The sequence below is a fragment of the Pseudarthrobacter sp. NBSH8 genome (assembly GCF_014217545.1).
Taxonomy (GTDB): Bacteria; Actinomycetota; Actinomycetes; order Actinomycetales; family Micrococcaceae; genus Arthrobacter.
The window spans coordinates 2,778,217-2,802,644 of the sequence record NZ_CP043178.1; the positions used below are offsets into that span (position 1 = coordinate 2,778,217).

A 24,428-nucleotide genomic window follows, 5' to 3' on the forward strand; every position below is an offset into this window, starting at 1 on the left:
GTTCGATGAGTACGCGCTCGCCGCCCGCAAATGGGTGTCTTGGCTTGAGCGGGCAGCGCGCTGTCCTGATGCCTAGATTCAACCAGACGCCGGACTCATCAACCGGCATTTTTGTGAGTTGAGACACAAAATTTACCTGACCAGGGTAATTCTGCTCTGCCTCAGAGCTCCGCGCGCTGCAAAGACCGGGCAGCGTCAATGGTGGCCTGGCCCAGGACGCGGCTGCCCTGGTAGAGAACCACCGTCTGGCCGGGCGCCACACCGCGCAGCGGATCGGTCAAGGTGACCAGGAGCTGAGGTGTATCTTCGCCGGACAGCATGCGCGCGGTTGCCGGCACGGGGTCACCGTGGGCACGGACCTGGGCATAGCAGTCAAACTCGGCACCGGTTTCGATTTCCGCGATGGGCAGGCCGGCCCACGAGACCTTAATTCCGCGGATCTCGTCAATGGCCAGGAGCGCCTGCGGCCCCACCACTACCTTGTTTTCCTTGGGCCGGATCTCCAGGACAAACCTGGGCTTGCCATCCGCTGCGGGCGTCCCCAGCTTCAGGCCGCGGCGCTGGCCCACCGTGAACGCGTTGGCTCCCGGGTGCTCCCCCACCTTCGAGCCGGTCTCGTCAACGATGTCACCGGTGGTCATGTCGATCTTTTCGGCGAGCCAGCCTGCGGTGTCACCGTCCGGAATGAAGCAGATGTCGTGACTGTCGGGCTTGTTGGCCACCGACAGCCCCCGGCGTTCAGCCTCGGCCCGCACCTCAGCCTTCGAAGGCGTGTCCGCCAGCGGGAACATGGAGTGCTTGAGCTGCTCGTGGGTCAGGACACCCAGGACGTAGCTCTGGTCCTTGGCCCAGTCGGCGGCGCGGTGCAGCTCCGGATTACCGTCAGCGTCCTGGATGACCTTGGCATAGTGGCCGGTACAGACGGCATCGAACCCCAGGGCAATAGCTTTCTCCAGCAAGGCTGCGAACTTGATCCGTTCGTTGCAGCGCATGCAGGGGTTGGGCGTCCGCCCGGCAGCGTACTCATCGATGAAGTCCTGGACCACGTCTTCCTTGAAGCGCTCCGAGAAGTCCCAGACGTAGTACGGAATGCCCAGCACATCGCAAGCCCTCCACGCATCGCGCGAGTCCTCGATGGTGCAGCAGCCGCGGCTGCCCGTCCGCAGGGTGCCGGGCATCCTGGACAGCGCAAGGTGAACGCCGACGACGTCGTGCCCGGCTTCGACGGCACGTGCTGCGGCAACGGCGGAGTCGACTCCACCGCTCATGGCTGCTAGAACTCGCATGCTGGCTTTCTTTAGGGTTCGGGGGATGCCGGCAGCGGGCGGCTGCCGATCAACCGGTGGCCGCAGGAATAGCACAATGCCTGCCGCACCAGTCTATCGCCACGCCGAATCCTCCCCAAAAGACCCTTGACCGGGCGGGCCTTCACTTCTAAAGTCAGAATATACAGTTTTAGAATTCGAGCACGCACCAGCGGGAATCGGGCGGACATGGCTGAAGACATTGCGACCGCGGGGGGCATTGTGATTGCCGGCGGCGGACTGGCCGGGGCCACCGCGGCCAAGACCCTGCGGGCGGAAGGGTTCGACGGCCCGGTGACCATCATCGGCGCCGAGAGCCACCATCCCTACCTGCGTCCGCCCTTATCCAAGGAGTATCTGCTTGGGACGGCCGGCGAGGAGGCCGTCCCGGTGGTGCCGCCAGGCTGGTACGCGGAGAACGACGTCGGCCTCCGCCTGGCTACCCGCGTCACGGGCATCAGGCCGGACACCCGGACAGTGGAGCTGGACGACGGAAGCACACTGGCCTACGGTTCTCTGCTGCTCGCCACCGGAGCGACGCCGCGCACGCTGCACCTGCCCGGCAGCGACCTTGCCGGCGTTTCCACCTTCCGCACCCTGGATGACAGCCGGCGGCTGCGCAGCCGCCTCGCGACGGGCGGCCTGAAGGTGGTGATGATCGGCTCCGGCTGGATCGGCATGGAACTGGCTGCGGCTGCCGCCACGTACGGCAACACGGTCACCCTGCTCGGGCTGGAAGCGATCCCCCTGGCCTCGGCCATCGGTCCTGACCTCGGACGGTTCTTCCGCAGCCTCCACGAAGCCAACGGCGTGATCTTCCGGCTTCCTGCCTCTGTGCGGGAGATTACCGGTGACAGCGGGGCTGTCACCGGGGTAATCACCGATTCCGGAGAGGTGCTCCCGGCCGACATCGTGGTCATCGCCGTCGGCGTGGTTCCCGAGACGGGACTCGCGCAGGCGGCCGGCCTCGCCCTGGACAACGGGATCCTTACGGACGCCTCCCTGCGGACCAGCGCGCCCGGCGTCTTTGCCGCAGGGGACATCGCCAACGCCCTGCATCCCTTCACCGGCCAGCACCACCGCAGCGAGCACTGGTCCAACGCCCTGAACGGCGGAAAGGTGGCCGCCAGGGCCATGCTCAGCCAGGACACCGCCCTGAGCACCATCCCTTACTTCTACACCGATCAGTACGACGTCAGCATGGAGTACTCCGGCTTCACGGTCCTGGCTGCCGGCACTGAGCCGGTGATCCGGGGATCGCTGGAGGACAAGGAGTTCATCGCGTTCTGGCAGCAGGATTCCAGGGTGGTGGCCGGCATGAGCGTCAACTGGCCGCGAAAGCCACAGCCCGGCGCGCAGAAGACCATCAAGGCCCTCATCTCGGCCAGAACGCCCATCTCAGCGGAGCGTCTGGCCGACATCTCCGCCGGGCTTGATCAGCTCCTGCCGGAGGACGCCTGACGCGCCACCGTCCCCGCAGTCTGGATCGAGGATTCATGGCCGGCCATCCCTGCCTGGCGGGCGCGCTGGTACGCGCCGGGGAGGGCCGTCAACAAGACATCCACGTCCGCTTCGGCTGAGGCGTGCCCCAGAGTGAAGCGCTGCGCACCGCGGGCCGTCGCCTCGTCCAGCCCCATGGCCAGCAGCACGTGGGACGGTCGTGGGACACCGGCCGTGCAGGCTGATCCCGTGGAGGATTCCACCCCCGCCAGATCCAGCAGGAACAACAGGGAGTCTCCTTCGCAGCCAGGGAACGTGAAGTGTGCGTTGCCGGGCAGCCGCCCCTCCCCCGGTGCGCCACGGAGCACAGCGTCGGGCACCTGCTCAAGAACGCCGTCGATGAGCCTGTCCCGCAGGGCAGCAATCCTCGCGGACTCCGCGGCGAGCTGTGCGGCGGCGGCTTCAGCGGCCGCAGCGAAGGCGGCGATGGACGCCGTGTCCAGCGTCCCGGAGCGCACGTCGCGTTCCTGGCCGCCACCGTGCTGCACCGGGGTCAGCTTGACGGCCCGTCCCAACAGGAGTGCGCCGACTCCCACCGGTCCGCCGATCTTGTGCCCGGAAACCGACATGGCGTCCAGTCCAGAGGCCTTGAAATCCACCGGCAGCGAGCCGAAGGCCTGAACGGCATCCGAATGAACCGGCACCCCGGCGGCATGCGCCAGCTCCACAATCCTGTGTACCGGCTGGATGGTGCCCACCTCGTTGTTGGCCCACATAACCGTCACGAGCGCAATGGTCCCAGGGTCCCGGGCCAGCTCGGCGGCGAGGACATCCAGGTCCACTACGCCTTCGCTGTCGACCGGAAGCCAGGTGACACTGGCGCCCTCGTGCCGCTCCAGCCATTCAACGGTGTCCAGGACGGCATGATGCTCGACGGCGGAGCACAGGATACGCCGCCGTGCCGGGTCCTCGCCGGAACGGGCCCAGTACAGGCCCTTGACGGCGAGGTTGTCCGATTCAGTGCCTCCGGACGTAAAGATGACCTCTGAGGGGTGGGCGCCTGCCGCCGTCGCGATGGCTTCCCTGGCGTCCTCCACGGAGCGGCGGGCCCGGCGGCCCGAGCCGTGCAGGGACGAAGGATTGCCCGTGCGGGAAAGCTCCCGGGTCAGGGCTGCCAGCGCCGCGGCAGAAAGTGGCGTGGTGGCTGCATGATCGAGGTAGACGGGCACGCCTCAATTCTAGCGGCGCCCATGACGCGCATCCGCGGCCCTGGCCGATCAGGCGTCAGGGCGGGGTGATTCTGGCACAGCACTGGCCCGGCTCACTGTTGGGCGCCACACGCTCCTCCGGCTCCCCACACGCCGCTGCCGCTCCTTGCAGAAACGACCCGTTCATGGCGCAGACCACGTCCGGGTGCCCGTCCGCCAGCCGATGGAACGGGCAGTTCACCAGGACGAAACCGCCCGCACCGTCAGCCCGTGGCCCGTAGCCTTCTCCTTCGAGGAAGTCCGCCAGGCTGGCTGCGCCGGAGGCCATTGCCTGACCCTTGCCGAACGACGCGGCCAGCAGGGAACCGCCCACCGGGCCGCCGGTCGCTGTGGAATGCTCGATCGCCGCGACCAACAGCTCAGCGGCGAGATCATAGTTGCGGTCAGGCACGGAGGCACCCACCTCGCCCGTTGCCTGCCGGTACATTTTCGCCGGCCGTCCGGAGCCGGGACCAGACTTCCCCGCAGCCTTGTGGAATTCCACTTCCAGCAGTCCGTCCTGGACCAGCCTGTCGAGGTGGAAGGATGCCGTGCTCCTCGGCAGCCCAAGGGCCAGCGCTGCGTCATCGCGCCCGACTGCGGCATCCGAGGCGGCGATCAGCTCAAAAAGCTGCCGGCGCTTCTCGTCGCCCAATGATGCGACGGCCGCCATGCGGCGGCCCCACGGAAGTCTGCGCACGCTGTGCCCCTCAGTCTAAAAACAACATCCATTGCTTAATCCAGCCTATGTTTCTAAAATAATGATACCTACTTTTAGAAGGAGTCCACCATGACAACCAACGCGAAAATCAACGCAGGCGGTCGGCTTCAGGCGATGTCACCCGACAGGCAGGCGTTCTTCCTGCTGCGCACCGTCTTCACCATCGCACCGATTCTCTTCGGTCTGGACAAGTTCACCAACATCCTGACCGACTGGACCATCTACCTCGCGCCGGTTGCCACCGCCGTGGTGCCGGTGTCGGCGCAGACCTTTATGTACATCGTCGGTGTCGTGGAGATCATCGCCGGTATCGCGGTGGCAGTCCATCCCCGGTTCGGTTCCCTGCTGGTTGCCGTCTGGCTGTTGGGAATCATCATCAATCTGCTGGTCCTGGGCAGCTTCTACGACGTTGCCTTAAGGGACTTCGGCCTGCTCGTGGGCGCGCTCGCCCTGAACCGCCTCTCCCCCGCCGGGTCCTGGCGCAGGCACGGCAAGTAACCGGCACTGCTAATTCGACGGCGGCACCAAAAGGAGGCGTTCTGCGACGTCGGCCCGGGCGGCTGCCAGTGTGGCGTCGTCCGGGCAGGCCACGGAAATGTAGACCGACGATGCGGCGGCACCGAACACCCTCGCCATCACCGCCGTCGACCTGACGCCTGGTTGGCTGGGCGTCTCCAGTACCAGCACCTCAGCCGCTGGCCCCGGCTTGCCAACCTCACCGCCCCACCGCAGCGACTGGGTCTTCAGGTAACCGGGCAGGATGCTCGGATCAAGGTACGTGAAGAGGCCAATGGTTGACTCCTTATCGTCCTGGCGCGCCAGCGGCACCTGGTTGGTGCGGACCTTGGCCGCCACCAGACAGCCATCAGCCTTCAAATACTGGCTCTCGCCAGCCACGTCCTCCTTGACCTGCTGCCAGCCGGGCGCCGCCTTCATTCCGTCGGAGATGCCCACGGGGACCCCGGCGGCCAGTGAACCGCCGGCGGAGAACGGCATGTCCTTGGCCGCAACTGCTTCCGCGTCATGGCCTGGAGTAATGGTGGGGGTGGCCAGGGCGGTAACAGTTGCCTGCACTTTCGGGGCGGCCGGATCGGGCACGCCAACACTGCAGCCTCCCAGGGCTGTCACGCCAAGCAGCGCCCCCGCCACGAGTACAGCCGCCGCTTGTGCCTTCACGCCCACCCCAATATGTTCGCCGGACGGCCAGCCTGCCGTCATCCTCAAAGAGTCTAGACGCCGGCCGAGGGAACCACTGAGGCCTGCGCAGACGTTGTGTGGGCAGGCCGTAAACTGGGGCGAACCGGGCTGCCCGCGGCGGACTGGCCAGACGAAGAAGAGGATGAGTGTTTGACCGAGAGCAGCAGCTCCCACTACGAGGTGCTCCGAGTGGCTGTGACGGCCACCGACAAGGAGATCAAAGTGGCCTACCGTCGGGCCGCGCGAAAGGCCCATCCGGACCATGGCGGGGATGCCGCAGCGTTCCGCCAGGTGACGGCAGCCTACGAAACCCTGATGGACCCCACGCGCCGGAAGGCCTACGACCGCTCCTATGCCGCGGGCACGGCCGGCAATGCTGCCGGCGCGGGCGCCGCGGAAGCGCACTTTGATGCGCCGGCGGCGGGCAGCCATGCCTCGGCCACTGTGCACAGGACCACCACGCCCCGCAATACAGCGGGTGACCCGCCCGTGTACGTCCCGCCCTACGATGCTGAGGCTTTCGAGGCGTCCGGCACGGTGCCGCTGATCCCGTTCGCCCAGGCCAGCCAGCAGGTACACGGGACGCCACGGAAACGGGGTATTTTTGGCGCTGAGGCCAGAATCCAGCGCGAACTGCGCACCGTGCAGCTCATCACCCGCCAGGTCCTCCCGGCGGTCCCTGCGGCCCGGCTGGTGAACGGCCTGCAGTCCCCGGCCGACAACAGCCACATCGACCACGCGCTCCTGTCCGGCTACCGGCTGGCGCTGATCGGGTCCATGCTGCTGCCAAAGGGGGCTTATGCCTGGGACGGACAGACGCTGAAGCACGGCGGACGCTCCATCGCGCCGCCGCAGCTTGCCCACGTTGTCCGGGCCATGCAGGACATCTTCCCGGAGCTGAACGTCACGGGCTGGACAGTCATCCACAGCGCCGACGGCAACCTCCACGAACCCGTCATCGACCGCCACCGGCGAACAGCCAGCACCTCCGAAGCCATTCAGGTGGTCAACGCAGCGGGCCTGGTCCGCGGCCTCAAACAATTCCTTTCCTCCGGCCCCACGCCCAACACAGTCAATGTGTCTGTGCTCGCCAGGCTGCTTCGCGGGATGCACTGAGACTAGGATTGGACCGTGTTCCGAATCCTCTTCCATGCCCCCGAAATCCCCGGCAACACCGGCAACGCAATAAGGCTGGCAGCCATTACCGGCGCCCAACTGCACCTGGTGGAACCTCTGGGCTTTGATTTCTCGGACGCCAAGCTACGCCGCGCCGGACTGGACTACCATGACCTCGCCGTCGTCACCGTCCACAAAGACATCGAAGACGCCTGGCGCGAACTGCAGCCGGAGCGTGTGTACGCCTTCACCTCGGACGGCACCGCCAGCTATGCGGACATCGCCTACTGTCCAGGCGACGTGCTGATGTTCGGCCAGGAATCAGTAGGCCTGCCTGAAAACCTCAAGAGGGATCCGCATGTCACGGCCACCGTGCGGCTTCCCATGCTGCCGTCCCTGCGTTCCCTGAACCTGGCTAATGCGGCGTCCATTGCGGTCTACGAGGCCTGGCGGCAACAGGGATTTTCCGGCGCCCAGATTTGAGCGCCCTCGGCCCATCCCCCGGGCCGCCCGCGCCGAATTACTCCTGACAGCAATTCCGGGGCGAGGAGGAAGGAGCGGTAGGTGACACTGTTGGAGACAAGGCGGGCTAAGCCGCCCGCTTTCCCCTTTTCCAGGGGCAGCACCGGCCGGGATGCTCAGGTTTTGCCGCCGGGCGACCTATGCTGGGTAGTGATGGAAACTCCCAACGCGCCAAACTACGAGGCCCCGGCCGCAGTAACAGACTCACCGGCGGATCTCAGCAAGCGCTTGGCCGGGCTGCTGGCACGCATAGCCGGCGGCGACCAGGCCGCGTTTGCCGAGTTCTACCAATTGACATCCCGCCGGGTTTTCGGCATGGCCCGGCGAGTACTCATCGATCCCGAACTCAGCGAAGACAGCACGCAGGAGGTTTTCCTCCAGGTATGGCAAAACGCCGCGAAGTTCAACCCGGAAGCAGGCAGTCCGCTCTCCTGGCTGATGACCATTTCGCACCGCCGGGCCGTGGACAAGGTCCGTTCCTCGCAGTCGGCCACCGACCGCGAGGCCAAGTACGGTGCCAGCAGCCAGGACGTGGACCACGACTCCGTCTCCGCCGAGGTGGACAGCAGGCTCGAGGCCGAGGCGGTGGTCCGGTGCCTGGAAACGCTGACCGATACACAACAGGAATCCGTGCGGCTTGCCTACTACGGCGGCCTCACCTACCGCGAAGTCGCGGAGAAGCTAAACGCAGCAGTACCCACCATCAAGTCCCGCATCCGCGACGGCCTGATCCGCTTGAAGACCTGTCTGGGGGTGAGTTGAGATGACAGAAATGAATAGTCAGGAAAGCCCCCGCCGTCCCGGCTCTTTCGGAACTGATATCGCTGCCGACCTCGAATCCGGGCGGGCCGTGGATCTCGCCGAGCTCTATGCCCTGGACGCGATCAGCGATACCGAACGCGCCGCCATTGAGCGCTACATCTCCGCCGCGCCCGACGCCGAGCGCAGCGCCTTCCTTGAGCGTGTCCGCCAGGCCCGGGAGACCCTCACGACGTCCTTCACGGCTGAGGCCGAGCCTCCCGCTGACCTTTTCGCCCGCATCGTGTCGCAGTTGCCGTCCCTCGCGCAGCTCCCTGCCGATGGGCCCTCCGCAGTCACGGCGGCCCCTGCCGCCACGGCCACGCCAGCAATACAGTCGCCGACAGATGCCTCGGATGAGCTCGCTGCGGCCCGGGTCCGCCGGGAAGAACGGCGCCGGCCTGCCGGCGCCCGCCGCTGGCTCACCGCTGTGGCAGCCGCCGCCGTGATCGCCCTCGGTGGCGTGGGCGTGGGTGCGTACGTAGCAGACCAGAACGACCCCCTGAACCAGGTGGTCCGGGCCGGCGACGTCCGCGAAGCATCCGTACCCGTCTCCGCCGGCGGCACTGCCACCGTGCTGATTTCTTCATCCGAGGATGCCGTGGTGGTCAAGATGAACGGTGTACCCGCGCCGCCGGCCGGCAAGGTCTACCAGATGTGGCTGATCCCGAAGGACGGCTCGGCACCGGTTTCCCAGGGCCTGATGGACGAAGCTGCCCTGTCTAAGCCTGCCGTGGTGAAGGGCATTGCGTCCGCTGCAGCGCTCGGCATCACCGTGGAGCCTGTGGGCGGCTCGGCCACCCCGACGTTCCCCACTGTCGCTGCCGCACCTCTGGGCGCCTGACTGAACCCTTCGAGTTTTTGTCCAGATAATGTGCCTCAAACGGAGTTTAGGGCACGTTATCTGGACAAAAACTCAGGGGCTGCTGCGCCACAGGCCAACCGCCCCACCACCGGAAATCCTAGAACCCGGCGATCGTCCCCGGGCCGTTGACGGCGATCACGTGGAAGGCTTCGGCGCTGCGGCCCTCGGCGAAGCCCGCATGCCGGGCAATCGCGTGCATGCCGTTCCGCACCGCTGATTCCATGGCCGCGACGTCGGGATGCTGGCTCACGTGCACGTGGATGGCCTCCAGCTTGGCGTCCACATGGTCAGTGACGTCCACAACATGGTTCTCGCGCTCCTCCGGCCCGGCGTAGAGCCACAACCACGGCAGCTTATACGCCTCAAGGCCGGCCTCAGCCAGCTCCGGATAGGCGAAGGGGTTTTCCACTGCAGGATAGACGGCCCGGGTCACCGCCTCCCCCACAGCGAGGTGGTCCGGGTGGCTCTTCTGCAGACGGTTCCAGTTCCGTTCCGGATGCATGGAAAGCACGACGTCGGGACGGATTTCCCGGATCAGCCTGACCACACCCTTCATCACATCATGCGTCGGTTCCAGGTAGCCGTCGCGCTCATGGAGGTAGTGGATGTCGGTCACACCCACGAGTTCGGCGGCCCGGCGCTGCTCGGCCGCACGCAGAGCGATGATCTCCCCCCGGTGCGCCGGGTCGAAGCCGCCCGCATCGCCGTCGGTCATGATGCAGTAGCTGACCTGGATCCCCGCGGCCGTCCAGGCAGCGATGGTGCCAGCCGCACCGAAGTCGATGTCGTCCGGGTGGGCGGCGAAACAGAGCACCCGCCCAACCCGGTGGATGTCCGGATTGAACGGGCTCTGTGCTGAGGCAGCGGAGTGGGCCAAGGGTCAGCCTTTTCGTTTCTTGATTTCTTCGGTGGCCTGCGGAAGGACGTCGAAGAGGTCCCCGATGATGCCAAAATCGGCGATTTCGAAGATCGGCGACTCGGCATCCTTGTTTACGGCCACAATAATTTTGGCTGTTTGCATCCCGGCTTTCTGCTGGATGGCTCCGGAAATACCGGCGGAGATGTACAGCTGGGGCGACACGGTCCTGCCGGTCTGGCCCACCTGGGCGTCATGGCTGATCCAACCGGCGTCCGTGGCTGCACGGGAGGCGCCGACGGCAGCACCGAGGGCGTCCGCCAACTGCTCCACGGGGCCGAAGTCGCCGTCCACTCCGCGTCCGCCGGCCACCACGATGCGGGCGTCCGAAAGATCAGGGCGGCCGCTGGCCACCTTCTGCTCGCGGGCGGTGATGCGGGCCCCCGTGGTGGCATCCGCCGGCACGTCGATGGTGGACGTCTCCGGAGCGGAGGCCACGGACGCCGGCTCGGGCGTGACGTTGTTGGCCTTCACCGTGAGGACGGAAACCGCCGTGGTGGTCCTGGCAGCGGTGGTGTAGGAACCCGCGAGGACTGACTTGTGCGCCGTACCATCGGTGTCAACCGCCACAACGTCAGTGATGACGCCGGCGTTGAGCCGGATGCCGAGCCGCGCCGCGATCTCTTTGCCTTCGGGCGAGTTGTCCAGGAGGACCGTGCCCGCACCGGCGGCGCTGGCGGCAGCACCGAGATAGGCTGCCTTCGCCGAGACGAGGTAGTCATCCAGGTCCTGGGCGGAGGGCCGGAAAACGGCGCTGACGCCGTATTCGGCGAGCGTGGCCGAAACACCTTGATGCAGTTCGCCGTTCAGGGCCACCGCGGTCTCGCCGAGGGAGCGTCCCAGGGTAAGCAGTTCGAGGGTGCTCTTCTTCAGGGCGTTGCCCGGGTTGTCAATGAATACGAGTACGTTTGCCATGTCTGTGATCCCTCTTAGAGCAGCTTCTGGGCGGCCAGGAAGTCGACGAGCCTGACTCCGGCGTCGCCTTCGTCGGTGATAATGGTTCCAGCCGTGCGCGGCGGGCGTTCCTCGGCAGCTGTGACCGTGGTCCAGGATCCGGCGTGGCCCACGTGCGTGGGATCAACTCCGATGTCGGCCAGCGACAGGGTGGTGATGCTCTTGCGCTTGGCCGCGATGATGCCCTTGAAATTGGGGTAGCGAGGCTCGTTGATCTGGTCCGTCACGGAGACCACCGCGGGCAGCGAAGCTTCGACGGTCTCCGAGTAGGTGTCAGCGTCGCGGCGTGCGGTGATGCGCCCGCCGTCGACCGTCAGCGAGGACGCGAAGGTGACCTGAGGCAGGCCGAGGCGCTCGGCGAGCTGGGCCGGCACCAGTGACGTTTCGCCGTCGGTGGATGCCATACCCGTGAGGACAAGGTCCACCGGGGCGCCGGTGCCGAGGTGGCGGATGGCGGCCGCGAGCGCCAGCGACGTGGCGGCGGCATCTGAACCGGCCAGCCCACTGTCGGTGAGGTGCACTCCTTCGGTGGCGCCCATCTGGAGTGCCTTCTTCACCGCGTTCACCGCACCGGACGCGCCCATGCTCAGCGCAATGACGTGGTTGCCTGCTTTGGCGCCACCGCGGGCCTCAGCGAGCTGCAAGGCCGCCTCGAGGGCGTATTCGTCCAGCTCGGAAAGGATGCTTTCGTCACGGTCCGTGGTGTAGCCCTCGCCGGTGAGGTGTCGGTCGAACTGTGCGTCCGGTACATGCTTGACCAGGACGATGATCTTCAATGTCTCTTCCACTGTATTTACAGCAGCCTTCCATGCTTGTGGACAGCCAGCCGGATGGGGTCATGGCCTCGGAACGCCCGGGGTACGGGTAGAACCTAGCTAACCATATAGCTGTCCCCTGTTGCCGTCCCGTTAACGCCTGTGTCACGGCCTGGCAGGCCACCTCAGGGGAACACAAACGACGACGGCGGCGATCACCTTGGTGAGCCCCGCCGTCGTCCGCTGTTTATGGTTGGCCTGCGTCCTTCTGCTCAGTCCCTACTGGTCCGCTGCGGTGCCAAGCGTGACGTCGAACGTCTGTTCCTGGCCGTTGCGCAGGACCGTCAGCTTAACGGTGGAGCCGCCTGCCTGCTCGCGGACGGCCGCGGTCAGCTGGTTGGGCTCGCTGATGACCAGATCGTTGAACTTGGTCACCACGTCGCCCACCTTGATGCCGGCCTTGGCGGCGGCTGAGTTTGCCTCGACTGTGGCCACGTCAGCGCCGACGGAGAACCCTGACGTGGTCCCGCTGGATGACTTGTCCCGAACGCTGACACCCAGTTGGCCGTGGGATGCCTTACCGGTGTCGATGATCTCCTGCGCCACCCGCTTGGCGTTGTTGATGGGGATGCTGAAGCCGACACCGATGTTGCCACTCGACGCGGAATCGGAGCCAGCGGACGCGATGGCCACGTTAACGCCGATGATTTCACCCTTGGTGTTGACCAGGGCACCACCGGAGTTGCCGGGGTTGATGGCTGCATCCGTCTGGATCACGTTGATGGAGATGGAACCCTGGTTCGCGGTGCTTTGGCCCTGCCCGCCACCTGGAGGCGCGAACTGGAAGCCCTGGTCGCCGCCCTGCGAGCTGCTGTCACCGTTCTTGGGTGCCGCCGACGAGGCAACGCTGATGGTCCGGTTCAGCGTTGAGACGATACCGTCGGTAACGGTGCCGGTCAGGCCAAGCGGGGAGCCGATGGCGATGGCCGTGTCACCCACATTGAGCTTGCCGGAATCTCCGAGGGTCGCAGGGGTGAGGCCGGACGCGTTATCCACCTTGATGACCGCCAGGTCAGACAGCGGGTCGGTGCCCACGAGCGTGGCCTTGAGGACCTTGCCTGTGCTGGTGCGGACCTCCAGGGCCGCGCTGGCGCTCTGGCCATCCAGGGTCACCACGTGCGTGTTGGTGAGGATGTGCCCGTTGCCGTCCAGGATAATGCCCGAGCCTGTGCCGCCGGAACTGCCACTGGTGGCGCTGATGGTCACCACGCTGGGGGAAGCCTTCAGCGCTGCCGCCGTGATGGCGTTGACGTCGTCCCTGTTGTTCACGATGACGGTGTCAGGCTGGCTGCTGCTGCTCGCCGCCGACGAGGATCCGCTGTTGAAGAGGTTGCCTGAACCCACTGTGGCTACGCCGCCACCCACGAGGCCGGCGGCCAGGATGCTTGCCACCAGGGTGCCGACGCCGAACGTGGCTTTTCGGCGGGGCGCGTCGGCCGGGTTCGGGGCAGCGTTGTACGGGGCAGCGTTATATGAGACTGCGTTGTACGGGCCCGGGCCGTTGTGGCCTGGGTTGTGCTGGCCCGCAGAGCCGCCGGGCGCCGCCGAATATGCTCCCTGGTGGGCGTACTGGTGACCGGGCAGCTGCTGGTCTGGTGTCTGCTGGCCGTAGAAGGGCTCGCGGGGAGGATAAACCGGACGGGGCGCACCCGGCAGCGACTGGGTGGGGTTCTCTGGTGCCCCGGACCGGTCCAGCTGTTCGGTCGGATTAGCCTGACCGGCAGCGTCACTGCGGACCTCCGCAGGGCTCTGGTCCGCATTCCGGTTCTCATCCGGTTTGCGGTTCTCCGGCGCTGCACCCTGGGTTGGGTTCTCAGTCATTGGCTTCCTTTCATCCTCGTCTGCATTAACTATGTACCGTCTGGCTGGAACTGGGGCGAACGTTGGCTGGGAGGTTGCTGGGAGGCCGAATTCCGCTGCCAACCGGCTCTTCCGGGGGTTTCGCTGGTGGCATATTCGCCGCTGTGGACGCACCAGGAGGTGCACCATAGAATCAAAAGGAAATGCCACAGCGACCTGCGGCTTTACACCACGCGTGGGGGCGCTGCTGCATTCTGAGACGCTCATTCGTCCCGAATCGGTGTCAGTCGTGCTGAAGGGTTGCACATGCGGTCAAAGTTCAAACGTATCCTCGCCGTGATCGGCCTGACCGGGCTGCTCGCGGTTCCTGCTGGCGCGGCCTGGGCTGAAGACCCGGTGACTCTGGACCCGGCGACGAAGATCGTGGATCCCTCGGGCGTCCTGGGTTCGAAGAAGGCTGATGTACAGGAAGCAATCAAGAAGCTGGGGACCGACAACGCCACCGTCCTGCACGTCGTCATCGTTAACAAATTCGAAAACCCGACCGATCGCTTCCAATGGACCGACGAAGTTGCCAAGAAGGCGTCGCTGGGCCCGAATGCACTCGTGTTCGCCATCGCCACCGACACACGCCAGTACAACCTCGCGAAGCCAACCAACAGCAAGCTCACCGCGGCCCAAATCGAGAACATTAAGAGCAGCGCCATTGGGCCCCAACTGGCGAACGACAACTACGCCCAAGCAGCGATTGACGCAACGCTCGCCATCGGCGATGCAGCGAGTGGTGGGAGCGGCAACCTCCCCTCGGGAGACGGCGCCGGGTCTGGCGTCCTCGTAGGAACCGGCCTTGCAGTTGCCGGTGGAGCCGGCGCCTACCTCTACTTCCGAAACAAACGGAAGAAGGCGGCCCAAGCGTCCAGCGCCAGTTACGGCCCCCAAGGCGCCGAACTCGATCCGCTGGCTTCGCTCAGCATCAAGGAGCTCCGACGCAAGGGCGGCTCGCTGATCATCGAGGCCGATGACGCCATCAAGTCCAGCGAACAGGAACTCGGATTCGCGGAGGCCCAATACGGCGATGCCGCCGTGGGCAACTTCACCAAGGCCCTGGCCGAAGCCAAAGCCCACATGTCCGAATCCTTCAAGCTGCAGCAGCAACTTGACGACCACATTCCGGACACGGAAGAACAGCAGCGCAGCTGGCTCGGCGAAATCATCCGCCGCTCAGCGGCAGCGCTCGGCTCGCTCCAGGAGCAAAAGGCCGACTTTGACTCTCTCCGCGAGCTCGAGAAGAACGCCCCGCAGGCACTGGCAGCCATCAGCGCCGGAGCCCACGAAGCCGAGGCCAAGATCGCCAGCGCCGAAGAGTCACTGACGGCTTTGCGTGCCAAATACGCGGACAGCGCACTGGTCCAGGTCGCTGACAACATCACCCAGGCCAAGGAACGCCTGGACTTTGTGCAGAATGCCACGGCCACGGCGCAGGAGAAGCTCACCGCGGGCGAGGGCAGCCTCGCCGCGGTCGCCGTGCGGGCGTCCGAAGAAAGCCTGCACCAGACCAACGTTCTTCTGGACGCCATCGCCAAGGTGTCCACCAGCCTGGACGAGGCCCGGAACGGTCTGGAGGCGGCCGTCGTCGAAACGTCCCAGGACCTCGCGCAGGCGAAGGCCATGATCCAGTCCGGCGAACACCCCGAACTGGCCGGCCCGGTGGCTGGCGTTGAGGCCGCTCTGGGCCAGGTCAAGACCGAAATCCAGGGCGGGAAGATCGATCCCATCGCCACCCTGCAGCGCGTTGAGACAGCACACCAGGCCCTGGATCAGTCACTCACGGGCATCCGGAACCAGCAGGACCAAGCCCGGCGTGCGCAGGCTTCGCTGCAGCAGACCATCATGTCGGCGCAGGCGCAGATCAGTGCCACGTCCGACTACATCACCGCACGTCGTGGCGGCGTGGGTACCGAGGCCCGCACCCGGCTCGCCGAGTCCCAGCGCAACCTTGACTACGCGCTGTCCATCTCGCGCAACGATCCCGTTACGGCGCTGACGTACGCCCAGCAGGCCCACGCCCTCGCCGCCCAGGCAGCGCAGCTGGCACAGGCAGACGTAAACAACTTTGGCGGCTACGCCAACCAAGGCTTCGGCGGCGGTGGCATGTTCGGCGGGCGCGGCGGAGGCGGTGGTGGGCTCGGCGGTGCCATCCTTGGCGGTATCCTCATCAACTCCATCCTCAACGGAGGCAGCGGCGGAGGCTGGGGCGGAGGCCACAGCGACGGCGGCGGCTGGGGCGGGGACTCCGGCGGCGGCGATATGGGCGGCGGCTGGGGCGGCGACATGGGCGGTGGCGGGGACTTCTGATCCGACAAAGGCCAGGCGTCGACAGGAACGAACCTGCCGGCGAAGAGACGCAATACAACAACTGTTCACTGATCTCAGTGGCCTCCACTAAGCAGCACGAAAGGTAACACCATGGTTAAGCAGTCCATTTTCGGCCGGATCGCACAGCTGGCAAAGGCAAACATCAACACTTTGCTGGACAACGCTGAGGATCCGCAGAAGATGCTGGACCAGATGGTCCGGGACTACACAAACAACATTGCGGAGGCCGAATCCGCAGTGGCCCAGACCATCGGCAACCTGCGTATGCTCCAGGATGACTACCGCGAGGACATCAAAAACGCCCAGGACTGGGGCAACAAGGCCCTCGCCGCGTCCCGCAAGGCTGACGAATACCGCAGCGCCGGCGACAACGTCGACGCCGAGAAGTTCGATAACCTCGCCAAGGTAGCCCTGCAGCGCCAGATGTCCGCGGAAAGCGAAGCCAAGGGTGCCGAACCCAGCATCGCTTCGCAGACCGAGGTCGTGGACAAGCTCAAGTCAGGCCTGGACCAGATGAAGGGCAAGCTCAACGAGCTGACGAGCAAGCGCAACGAGCTGGTTGCACGCTCCAAGACGGCTGCGGCACAGTCCCAGGTGCACGATGCCATCAAGAGCATCGACTTCATGGATCCCACCAGCGAAGTTGGCCGTTTCGAAGAGAAAATCCGCCGCGAAGAGGCCAAGGTGCGCGGCCAGCAGGAGCTTGCCGCGTCGAGTCTGGACGCCCAGTTCAACCAGCTTGAAGATCTTGGCGAGCAGGTGGAAATCGAGGCACGCCTGGCAGCCCTGAAGTCCGGCGGCGCCAAGCCGGCAATCGGCGCTTCCGGCGCCACGTCTGCGTCCACGGTCGACGAAGCCGACTTCAACAAGCTCTAGCCAGCCACGTCGGCCGCTGAGCGGGCCAGCCGGGGCCGGGGTTCGCCATGAACCCCGGCCCTTGCTATGCCCGGACAGCACCTCCCACCGGCAGTGCAACCGGCCCCGTGCGGCCGCAGTCGCGGATGTGTAGCGTGGAGGCCATGGCCTCCCCCGTCGCATCCGCACTCGTTTGGCTCCGTGACGACCTTCGACTGGACGATAACCCTGCCCTGTCCCACGCCGTCGAACTCGGCCTCCCGCTCACGGTGGTCTACATCCTCGACGAAGAATCCCCCGGAATCCGTCCATTGGGAGGCGCGGCCCGCTGGTGGCTGCACCACTCGCTGACGTCCCTGGCAGCGGCGCTTGCCGAGTCCGGTTCCGCACTCACCCTCCGGCGCGGACCTGCTCGCCGAGTGATCCAGGACCTCATAGCCGAAACCGGCGCGCAGCATGTGCTATGGAACCGGCGCTACGGCGGTCCCGAGCGGTCCCTTGACGCGGCCATCAAGGCCTGGGCGGCAGAGAATGGCATCCATACCGCCAGCTTCCAGGCCAACCTGCTCTTCGAGCCATGGACAATCACCACCGGCGGCGGCGGCCCCTACAAGGTGTTCACGCCCTACTGGCGGGCCTGCACAGCCTCCGGCGAGCCCCGAGAGCCACTGGGTGCCCCGGCTGGCCTGCCCTCACCTGCCGCTGCCGGGTCCAGGAACCAGGCTGGCAGCGACACACTGGCGGAGTGGTCACTGCTGCCCGTGTCGCCGGACTGGAGCGGCGGACTGGCTGCGGCCTGGGAACCCGGGGAGGCAGGAGCACACAGCAGGCTTAATGACTTCCTGGACGGGGCCGCACAGGAGTACGGTACCGGGCGCGACATACCCGGAGTGGAAGGCACCTCCAGGCTGTCCCCCCACCTCCGTTTTGGTGAAATCAGCCCGTTCCGCGTCTGGCATGAGCTCCGCCGCCACTTCCCCCGGGAGGCGACGCCCGACGTCGGGATCTTCCGGTCCGAGCTGGGCTGGCGGGAGTTCTGCTGGCAACTGCTTTATGCCAACCCCCAGCTGGCTACCCGAAACTATCGGCCGGACTTCGACCGGTTCGAATGGCAGCAACCCACCGCGGCGGAGCTGGGCGCCTGGCAGCAGGGCCGGACCGGCTACCCGCTGGTGGACGCGGGGATGCGGCAGCTGTGGCAGACGGGCTGGATGCATAACCGGGTCCGGATGGCCGCGGCGTCCTTCCTCGTCAAGAACCTCCTCGCCGACTGGCGCCTGGGCGAGGCGTGGTTCTGGGACACGCTGGTGGATGCCGATGCGGCGAGCAACCCCGCTAACTGGCAGTGGGTGGCGGGCTCAGGTGCCGACGCGTCCCCGTACTTCCGGATCTTCAATCCGGTAACGCAGAGCAAGAAGTTCGACGCCGAGGGCCGGTACCTTCGCGAGTTCATTCCGGAACTCGCCCGGATGGACCGCAAGGCCATCCATGAACCGTGGAAGCAGCCCGATGCCCAGGGCTACCCTGCCCCCGTGGTCGGACTCCCCGAGTCCCGGGAGCGTGCTCTGGCGACCTATCAGAAGCTTCGGGAGGACCAGCCAGGCCGGGACGCTCCCACCGGCCCGGAAATCAGCGGCTGACTTTGCCCATCAGGGAAGCAATGGGGCGCAGGAAGATGGGCCGGGCGAGGAACCATGCCGCCACCATGACGGCCACAGACACAAGGAAGATCCAGAAGCCGAGCCAGCCGTCGCCGTCGGACACTGCGTACATGTGGTTCAGGTTCCGCAGGGCACCAGTGGCGAACACCAGGAAGACATGCACAACGATGAAAGCCACGAAGTAAATCATGACGGGGAAATGGATGGCCCGCGCCAGCTCGATCGGGTACGCCTTGTTCAGCGCGGCAGCCTTCTTGGGCCAGGCGGAGGACGTCCGGATGCCCGAGATGAAGGCAAGCGGCGCAGCGATGAAGACGGTGAGGAAGTAGGTCAGCAGTTGCAGGGCGTTGTAGTTGACCCAGCCGTTTTCGGTGGGCCAGTTCAGGGATGCGTACTGCAGGGCTGCGGACAGCGCGTTGGGAAAGACATCCCAGCTGGTGGGAACGATCCTCGTCCATTGTCCTGTCGTGAATAGAAGGACGGCAAACACCAGTCCGTTGAGAATCCACAGTGCGTCCAGAGTCAGGTGGAACCAAAGCTCCAACGTAATCTTGGTGGGCGCGTTCCTGGTCTTGATCAGGCCCTTGTTGTTGCGCGTCCAGTGTCCTGTGGGGCGGGTGGTGGTCCGCACCTGCCAGCCGGTCCTGATGATGAGCAGGAGGAAGAAACCATTCAGGAAGTGCTGCCAGGCCAGCCACGTCGGGAATCCGACAGGCGCGCCCTCAGGCAGTTCCGAATGTCCCGGATAGTCCGACAGGAACGAGGCCACCGCAGGAAGGCCCGTCATCCACTTCGCCAGCAGCACCACCAGCACCAGCACTACGAGAGCGGCAGGGACACCCCAGTAGAGCCCGGACCGTTTGCCTGTCGAGGAGCCGGGCTTCTTCGTGGGTGTGGACATCGAACAACATTCCTCTCGAGAATGACTGACCAGGTGCTCAAAGGGCTTTGCGAACGAGAATACTAGGAACCACGTGTAATCGGGCAAAAGAAGACCCCGACCGGCGTAATGCCAGTCGGGGTCTTCTCCATGGTTGCGGGGACAGGATTTGAACCTGTGACCTCTGGGTTATGAGCCCAGCGAGCTACCGAACTGCTCCACCCCGCGTCGCAAGAACAACACTACCGTACTTTGGAGTAGGTAAAAACCAATCGCGACCAAGGGTCACTTCAACACCGCGGCTGCCTGCCTGGGACGGGTCCGCTTAAACCAAAAAGTCCGGATTCTGTTTCCAGAATCCGGACTTTTCGCCAGTTGCGGGGACAGGATTTGAACCTGTGACCTCTGGGTTATGAGCCCAGCGAGCTACCGAACTGCTCCACCCCGCGTCGCAAGATCAACTCTACCGTTCGGTGAACGGGAGGCCAAATCCTGGTGGCGTGATGTGCGTCTCGCTGGGTCAACCGCCTAGTTGCTGGCTGCAGGCGAGGGCGTCGCCGTGGGTGTGGGCTCCGGCGATGTAGTCGCCTCCGGCGATGGCGTAGCTTCGGGGGCCGGCGCCGGGATCTTGCCTTCGGCGTCGATAGCCTTCTGCAGGGCCGCAGCCAGTTTCTTCTGTTCTTCCCCATAGGCTGCAAAGTCGCCGGCCGCCAAGGCTGACTGGCCCGCCCTTATGGCGGCGTTCGCCTCATCCAGTGCGGCCTTCAGGTCTGCCTGGGCACCTGCACTCACCGGCGGTGTAGTCCCCGGGGTACCGGGGGTCTGGCCGGTGTTGTCGGAGTCACCAGCGGCAGCGCCTGAGTCGCCGCCGAAGAGTTGCTTCAGGGCTCCGTCCAGAGTCGGAGCAAAACCGACTTTGTCACCGAAGGCCACCAGCACACGCTGGAGGGTGGGGTAGGACGTCTCACCGGTCGACTTGAGGTAAACCGGCTGGACGTACAGGATGCCGCCACCCACAGGCAGGGTCAGCAGGTTGCCGTTGAGCACTTCGGAAGCACCCTGCCTCAGCAGATTCAAAGCCTGGGACACCGTGGGATCGGAGTTGAACTTGTTCTGGGCCTGGCCTGGCCCGGGAACCTGGATCTCCGGTGGAATCTGGAGCAGCCTCAACTGCCCGTAGCTTTCCGCCTTAACGCCCTTTTCGTTGCCGGCGTCAGAGTCAGCTGCGAGGAAGCCGTACAGCACGTTGCGGGCAGTGCCGTTCACGATCTGCGGAATGAAGGAGGACGTCAGCTGGAAGGCCGGACTGTCCTGGTCCGGCATCTGCAGCGACATGTAGAACGGCGGCTGCTTGACGGCGGTATCCACGGTGGGATCGTTGGGAACACTCCACACATCCTTCGCCTGGTAGAAGCTGCCCGGATCCGTGACATGGTATCGGCCCAAAAGCTCACGCTGGACCTTGAAGAGGTCCTCAGGGTACCGGACATGGCTCATGACGGCCCCGGACATCTCCGAGTACGGCTTCAGGGATGTGGGGAAAACCTTCTGCCACGCTTTCAGGATGGGGTCCTGGTCGTCCCACGCGTAGAGGGTTACCGAGCCGTCATAGGCATCGACAGTGGCTTTCACCGAGTTTCTGATGTAGTTCACCGAGCTGTTGGGCAGGGCAACCGTCCGGCCTGAAGTGGTCTGCGAGTCCGCGGTCGCAGCGGAAAGCTGTTCCGGCCGCGAGTAGGGATAGTACTGGCTGGTGGTGTAGCCGTCTACGATCCACTTCACGCGGCCGTCTACAACCGCCGGATAGGCGTTGCCGTCAACGGTGAGGTAGGGCGCAACCTTTTCCACGCGGTCACGCGGGCTGCGGTCATACAGGATCTGGGACTCAGGATTGACACCGTCAGACAACAGCAGGTCCGAGGACTGGAACTTGATGGAGTAGAGAATCTTGTTGAAGAAGGTGCCTACGTTCGGCCCGGCGTTGCCAGCGAAGGTGTACTGGGTTTCCCCTTGGCCGGAGGGCCTGTCCTGCTCGCGGGGGGCCGCTCCCTCCGGCGCGCCGACAATGGAGTACTCCGGGGAATTCTCGCCGAAGTAAATACGGGGCTCATAGGTGGAATCATCACCAAGGACACCGGTGGACGGGATGCCGGATTGGAGGAACTCCGGCTTGCCGTCAACGGTGAACTTGTTTCCCTTGGCCGCTACAACTCCATAGCCATGGGTGTAAACAACGTGCTGGTTGAGCCAGCCCTGCTGGTTGGTGGCAACGTTCGCCGGGTTGAGCTCGCGCACCGCGATGACAGTGTCCTGGATCTTGCCGTCGACCACGTAGCGGTCGACGTTCAGCGCCTCCGGGAACTGATAGTACGGCCGGTACTGCTCCAGCTGCGAAAAAGCATCAGAGATCAGGTTAGGGTCCAGGAGCCTGATGTTGGCTGTGGTCTGGGCATCCGGGGCCAGCGCACCGGTCGTGGCGGTGTTGGTGGCGTTATAGCGGTCCACCTGGATCTGGTCCAGGCCGTAGGCGGCCCGGGTCATGTCGATGTTGCGCTTAATGAAATCTTTTTCGTACGTTTCTTCGGAAGGCCGCACCTGGAACTGCTGGATGACCCACGGGTACACACCGCCGGCGAGGATCGAGGTGATGATCAGCATGGCAGTGCCGATGACCGGCAGGCGCCAGCGGCCAATAATCGCCGCGACGATGAAGAGGATGGCCACCAGGACCGCCGCGACGGCGAGAATTGCCTTCGTGGGGATCACTGCGTTCACGTCCGTGTACAGTGCGCCTGCCCAGCGCCCGCCGTTGCTCTGCAAGGCTGCATAGCGGTCCAGCCAGAAATTTGCACCGAGCAGGAGCAGGAAGGAGGCACCTGTCACAGCCAGATGAATCTGCGCCGCGCGGCTGGTGAAGACACCGCGTTCCATCAGCCGGATGCTGCCATAGAGGTAGTGGGTGAGGATTCCGGCGATGCCGGCCACCACAACCACGCTGATGAGGAAGCCCGTGACGAAACCCAGGAACGGAAGCGTCATGAGGTAAAAACTGATGTCCAGACCGAACTCAGGATCCGGCTGACCAAAGGGTACCTGGTTGATGAACAACAGCACTTTTTGCCATTGGCTCGCCGCAGCGCTGCCCGCGAACAGTCCAAACAGGATGGGCAGGCCCACCATGACGACGCGGCGGACCGGTTCAAGCTGGGCCTGGTATCGATTCAGGTTGTCGCGCATCTCAGAGTCCGGCGCGTACACCGGCCGAGCGTGGTAGGCAACCCTAATGGCAAAAAAGACGGCCAGGAACATGAGCACGAAGCCGGCCAGGAAGATCCCGATCCGGGAGAGGTTTTCGGTCACAAACACTTCGAAGTAGCCGAGCTGCCGGTACCACAGGACGTCAGTCCACACATTGGCGAAGAAGATGAAGCCCACCACCGCGATGGCAACAACGATCAGCGTGGGCGTCAGGGCCCCGCGTCGCGAGGGGGGCCTTCCGGTCGGGATGGGGCTGGTAGGACGGGACAAACTCGGTACCTCATAGCTGGTTGTCAGGTTTACATGAGAAGCGTGCGTGCGGTTGACGTCCGGCACCGGTCAAGCGTGTGGCAACGTCCGTCATATCTGCCACGAGTGGCGGTAAAGCTTTGTTCCTGGCCTCAGTCTAGTTGCTGGAGCAGACCGGCAAAGCGCCCGTGTCCTGCCCGGATCCGGAGAGTTCGACGGCGCGGCGCGCCTCTGCGATGTTCTCCACTTTGAACACTTGCAGTCCCTCCGGCACATGGCCCTCAACTTCGTCGCAGTTTTCTGCCGGAGCCAGGAACACGGTGGCTCCCCCGGCACGCGCGCCCAGCATCTTCTGCCGGATGCCGCCGATGGGACCAACGGCGCCGTCGGGGGTGATTGTCCCCGTTCCGGCGACGTGCTTGCCGCCCGTCAGGTCCCCCGGCGTTACGGTGTCGATAATGCCCAGCGCAAACATCATCCCGGCGCTCGGCCCGCCAACCTTGTCCAGGGAAATCTTCACGTCAAATGGAAAAGTGAACAGGTACTTGAGCTTGACGCCGAGAATATAGCGGCCCGCACCGTTGTCCATGGGAACGATGGTCTGAGTGACGGATTCCCCTGCGCGCTGCACCACCAGGCTGGCCGGCGCGCCCTGACCGGCGGCAAGTTCCTCCTGGACGACGGCCAGTGAGGTGATGGGCTTGCCGTTGATCGATTCGAAGATATCGCCGTTTTCAACCATGCCCGCCGACGGCGAACCGTCGGCGAGACCTGCCGCCTGGAGTTGCTGGCCGACGGGAATATTCAGTTCCCTGAGCGCCGATGCCACGGCGTTCTCCTGCGACGACGTCATGGCCACGGAGCTCTGCTCGTCAGCTTCCTCCTTTGTGGTGCCGCTGGGGTAAAGCAGCTCCACAGGGTGAACGGACTTGGACCCGTCCAGCCAGGCGGCGAAGGCACCCAGGACACTCACCGGGCCGTTGGGGCCGCCGTCCACATAAACGGTGGTCAGGTCCAGATTTCCCTTGGCGGGATAGGTTTCGTGGCCCGTCACGCTGATCACAGGACTGCCCTGGCTCTGGCCGATTGTGTTGAAGGTGGGTCCGGGGGACTCCACAACATAAGGCACCGGGACGGTGACGGCCGCGATCCCCAGACCCAGCGCCAGAACGCCCGAAAGCATCATCACGGACACGCGCCGGTCCCCCGGCGGGGAGCTGCGGGGGGCAAATTGCCCGGTTGGCGGGATCCCGGCCACGCCCGTTCCGGGTGCCGCGGCACCCGCTGTGGCGCCGGCGTCGAACTCTGGAGCGTGGTCCTCATGCGGATGGTCGCCGCGGGTTGTAGTCACTGAATCAACAGTACGCGGTGCCGCCGCCGGCCAGCTCTTTGCCTACAGCGAACGTGACGCCTGTCCGGCAGACAGCCGCTCCGGCCCGGGGTACCGTGAAGTG

At 65.1% G+C, this 24,428-nt stretch carries 20 protein-coding genes and 2 tRNA genes; 9 read left to right on the forward strand and 13 right to left on the reverse strand.

Annotated elements, in window-relative coordinates; genetic code table 11:
- Nucleotides 1–161 precede the first annotated feature (161 nt).
- Nucleotides 162–1,268, reverse strand: coding sequence for a tRNA 2-thiouridine(34) synthase MnmA (mnmA, locus tag FYJ92_RS12735; protein WP_255482413.1), 1,107 nt, complete (start codon nucleotides 1,266–1,268; stop codon nucleotides 162–164).
- 225 nt (nucleotides 1,269–1,493) lie between these two features.
- On the opposite strand from mnmA, the gene FYJ92_RS12740 reads away from it, so the two are divergent.
- Nucleotides 1,494–2,765 (forward strand): NAD(P)/FAD-dependent oxidoreductase, encoded by a 1,272-nt coding sequence (locus tag FYJ92_RS12740; protein WP_185261045.1) that lies wholly within the window; start codon nucleotides 1,494–1,496, stop codon nucleotides 2,763–2,765.
- Here FYJ92_RS12740 and FYJ92_RS12745 read toward each other — a convergent pair.
- Together FYJ92_RS12745 and FYJ92_RS12750 are read right to left on the reverse strand one after the other, a co-directional pair.
- Nucleotides 2,741–3,973 (reverse strand): cysteine desulfurase family protein, encoded by a 1,233-nt coding sequence (locus FYJ92_RS12745; RefSeq protein WP_185261046.1) that lies wholly within the window; start codon nucleotides 3,971–3,973, stop codon nucleotides 2,741–2,743. The two genes, FYJ92_RS12740 and FYJ92_RS12745, sit on opposite strands and share 25 nt — an antisense overlap.
- Nucleotides 3,974–4,028: 55 nt before the next feature.
- Entirely contained in the window at nucleotides 4,029–4,691 is a 663-nt protein-coding gene (locus FYJ92_RS12750) for a metalloregulator ArsR/SmtB family transcription factor (RefSeq protein WP_185261047.1), read from the reverse strand.
- A gap of 90 nt (nucleotides 4,692–4,781) precedes the next feature.
- On the opposite strand from FYJ92_RS12750, the gene FYJ92_RS12755 reads away from it, so the two are divergent.
- Nucleotides 4,782–5,210 carry a hypothetical protein gene (locus FYJ92_RS12755; RefSeq protein WP_185261048.1) on the forward strand — a complete coding sequence of 143 codons (429 nt, stop codon included), beginning with the start codon at nucleotides 4,782–4,784 and terminating at the stop codon, nucleotides 5,208–5,210.
- 9 nt (nucleotides 5,211–5,219) lie between these two features.
- On the opposite strand, the gene FYJ92_RS12760 is transcribed toward FYJ92_RS12755, so the two are convergent.
- A complete protein-coding gene (locus FYJ92_RS12760) occupies nucleotides 5,220–5,930 on the reverse strand; it encodes a hypothetical protein (protein ID WP_370525965.1) in 711 nt (236 codons plus the stop codon).
- Between the two features lie 129 nt (nucleotides 5,931–6,059).
- On the opposite strand from FYJ92_RS12760, the gene FYJ92_RS12765 reads away from it, so the two are divergent.
- The 4 genes from FYJ92_RS12765 to FYJ92_RS12780 all read left to right on the forward strand — a co-directional run bounded on the left by FYJ92_RS12765 (nucleotide 6,060) and on the right by FYJ92_RS12780 (nucleotide 9,189).
- Nucleotides 6,060–7,025, forward strand: coding sequence for a J domain-containing protein (locus FYJ92_RS12765; RefSeq protein ID WP_185261049.1), 966 nt, complete (start codon nucleotides 6,060–6,062; stop codon nucleotides 7,023–7,025).
- A 15-nt stretch (nucleotides 7,026–7,040) separates the two neighbouring features.
- The gene (locus tag FYJ92_RS12770; RefSeq protein WP_185261050.1) at nucleotides 7,041–7,508 is read left to right on the forward strand and encodes a tRNA (cytidine(34)-2'-O)-methyltransferase; all 468 of its coding nucleotides are present in this window, start codon (nucleotides 7,041–7,043) and stop codon (nucleotides 7,506–7,508) included.
- A gap of 192 nt (nucleotides 7,509–7,700) precedes the next feature.
- On the forward strand, nucleotides 7,701–8,309 hold the full coding sequence (gene sigK / locus FYJ92_RS12775) for an ECF RNA polymerase sigma factor SigK (protein ID WP_185261051.1): 609 nt from the start codon (nucleotides 7,701–7,703) through the stop codon (nucleotides 8,307–8,309).
- A 1-nt stretch (nucleotide 8,310) separates the two neighbouring features.
- Nucleotides 8,311–9,189 carry an anti-sigma factor domain-containing protein gene (locus FYJ92_RS12780; protein WP_185261052.1) on the forward strand — a complete coding sequence of 293 codons (879 nt, stop codon included), beginning with the start codon at nucleotides 8,311–8,313 and terminating at the stop codon, nucleotides 9,187–9,189.
- Nucleotides 9,190–9,307: 118 nt separating this feature from the next.
- Here FYJ92_RS12780 and FYJ92_RS12785 read toward each other — a convergent pair whose 3' ends face one another.
- From FYJ92_RS12785 to FYJ92_RS12800, 4 genes are all read right to left on the reverse strand, one after another.
- The gene (locus FYJ92_RS12785; RefSeq protein ID WP_185261053.1) at nucleotides 9,308–10,087 is read right to left on the reverse strand and encodes a PIG-L deacetylase family protein; all 780 of its coding nucleotides are present in this window, start codon (nucleotides 10,085–10,087) and stop codon (nucleotides 9,308–9,310) included.
- A gap of 3 nt (nucleotides 10,088–10,090) precedes the next feature.
- Nucleotides 10,091–11,041: an electron transfer flavoprotein subunit alpha/FixB family protein gene (locus FYJ92_RS12790; RefSeq protein ID WP_185261054.1), complete on the reverse strand. Its 951-nt coding sequence runs from the start codon at nucleotides 11,039–11,041 to the stop codon at nucleotides 10,091–10,093.
- 14 nt (nucleotides 11,042–11,055) lie between these two features.
- The gene (locus FYJ92_RS12795) at nucleotides 11,056–11,856 is read right to left on the reverse strand and encodes an electron transfer flavoprotein subunit beta/FixA family protein (protein WP_185263796.1); all 801 of its coding nucleotides are present in this window, start codon (nucleotides 11,854–11,856) and stop codon (nucleotides 11,056–11,058) included.
- A 258-nt stretch (nucleotides 11,857–12,114) separates the two neighbouring features.
- Nucleotides 12,115–13,716, reverse strand: coding sequence for a S1C family serine protease (locus FYJ92_RS12800; RefSeq protein ID WP_185261055.1), 1,602 nt, complete (start codon nucleotides 13,714–13,716; stop codon nucleotides 12,115–12,117).
- Between the two features lie 285 nt (nucleotides 13,717–14,001).
- Between FYJ92_RS12800 and FYJ92_RS12805 the strand changes: the two genes are divergently transcribed.
- From FYJ92_RS12805 to FYJ92_RS12815, 3 genes are all read left to right on the forward strand, one after another.
- Complete coding sequence (locus FYJ92_RS12805) at nucleotides 14,002–16,050, forward strand: TPM domain-containing protein (protein WP_185261056.1); 2,049 nt, start codon at nucleotides 14,002–14,004, stop codon at nucleotides 16,048–16,050.
- Between the two features lie 111 nt (nucleotides 16,051–16,161).
- Entirely contained in the window at nucleotides 16,162–16,947 is a 786-nt protein-coding gene (locus FYJ92_RS12810) for a PspA/IM30 family protein (protein WP_185261057.1), read from the forward strand.
- Nucleotides 16,948–17,090: 143 nt separating this feature from the next.
- Nucleotides 17,091–18,566 carry a deoxyribodipyrimidine photo-lyase gene (locus FYJ92_RS12815; protein ID WP_185261058.1) on the forward strand — a complete coding sequence of 492 codons (1,476 nt, stop codon included), beginning with the start codon at nucleotides 17,091–17,093 and terminating at the stop codon, nucleotides 18,564–18,566.
- Here FYJ92_RS12815 and FYJ92_RS12820 read toward each other — a convergent pair.
- The 5 genes from FYJ92_RS12820 to FYJ92_RS12840 form a co-directional block, all read right to left on the reverse strand.
- A complete protein-coding gene (locus FYJ92_RS12820; protein WP_185261059.1) occupies nucleotides 18,556–19,488 on the reverse strand; it encodes a cytochrome b/b6 domain-containing protein in 933 nt (310 codons plus the stop codon). The genes FYJ92_RS12815 and FYJ92_RS12820 overlap by 11 nt on opposite strands.
- A gap of 130 nt (nucleotides 19,489–19,618) precedes the next feature.
- Nucleotides 19,619–19,695: transfer RNA gene (locus FYJ92_RS12825), tRNA-Met, on the reverse strand.
- A gap of 147 nt (nucleotides 19,696–19,842) precedes the next feature.
- Nucleotides 19,843–19,916, reverse strand: a tRNA-Met gene (locus FYJ92_RS12830).
- 79 nt (nucleotides 19,917–19,995) lie between these two features.
- Nucleotides 19,996–22,995, reverse strand: coding sequence for a UPF0182 family protein (locus FYJ92_RS12835; RefSeq protein ID WP_185261060.1), 3,000 nt, complete (start codon nucleotides 22,993–22,995; stop codon nucleotides 19,996–19,998).
- Nucleotides 22,996–23,131: 136 nt separating this feature from the next.
- Nucleotides 23,132–24,325, reverse strand: coding sequence for a PDZ domain-containing protein (locus FYJ92_RS12840; RefSeq protein ID WP_255482067.1), 1,194 nt, complete (start codon nucleotides 24,323–24,325; stop codon nucleotides 23,132–23,134).
- Nucleotides 24,326–24,428: the final 103 nt, after the last annotated feature.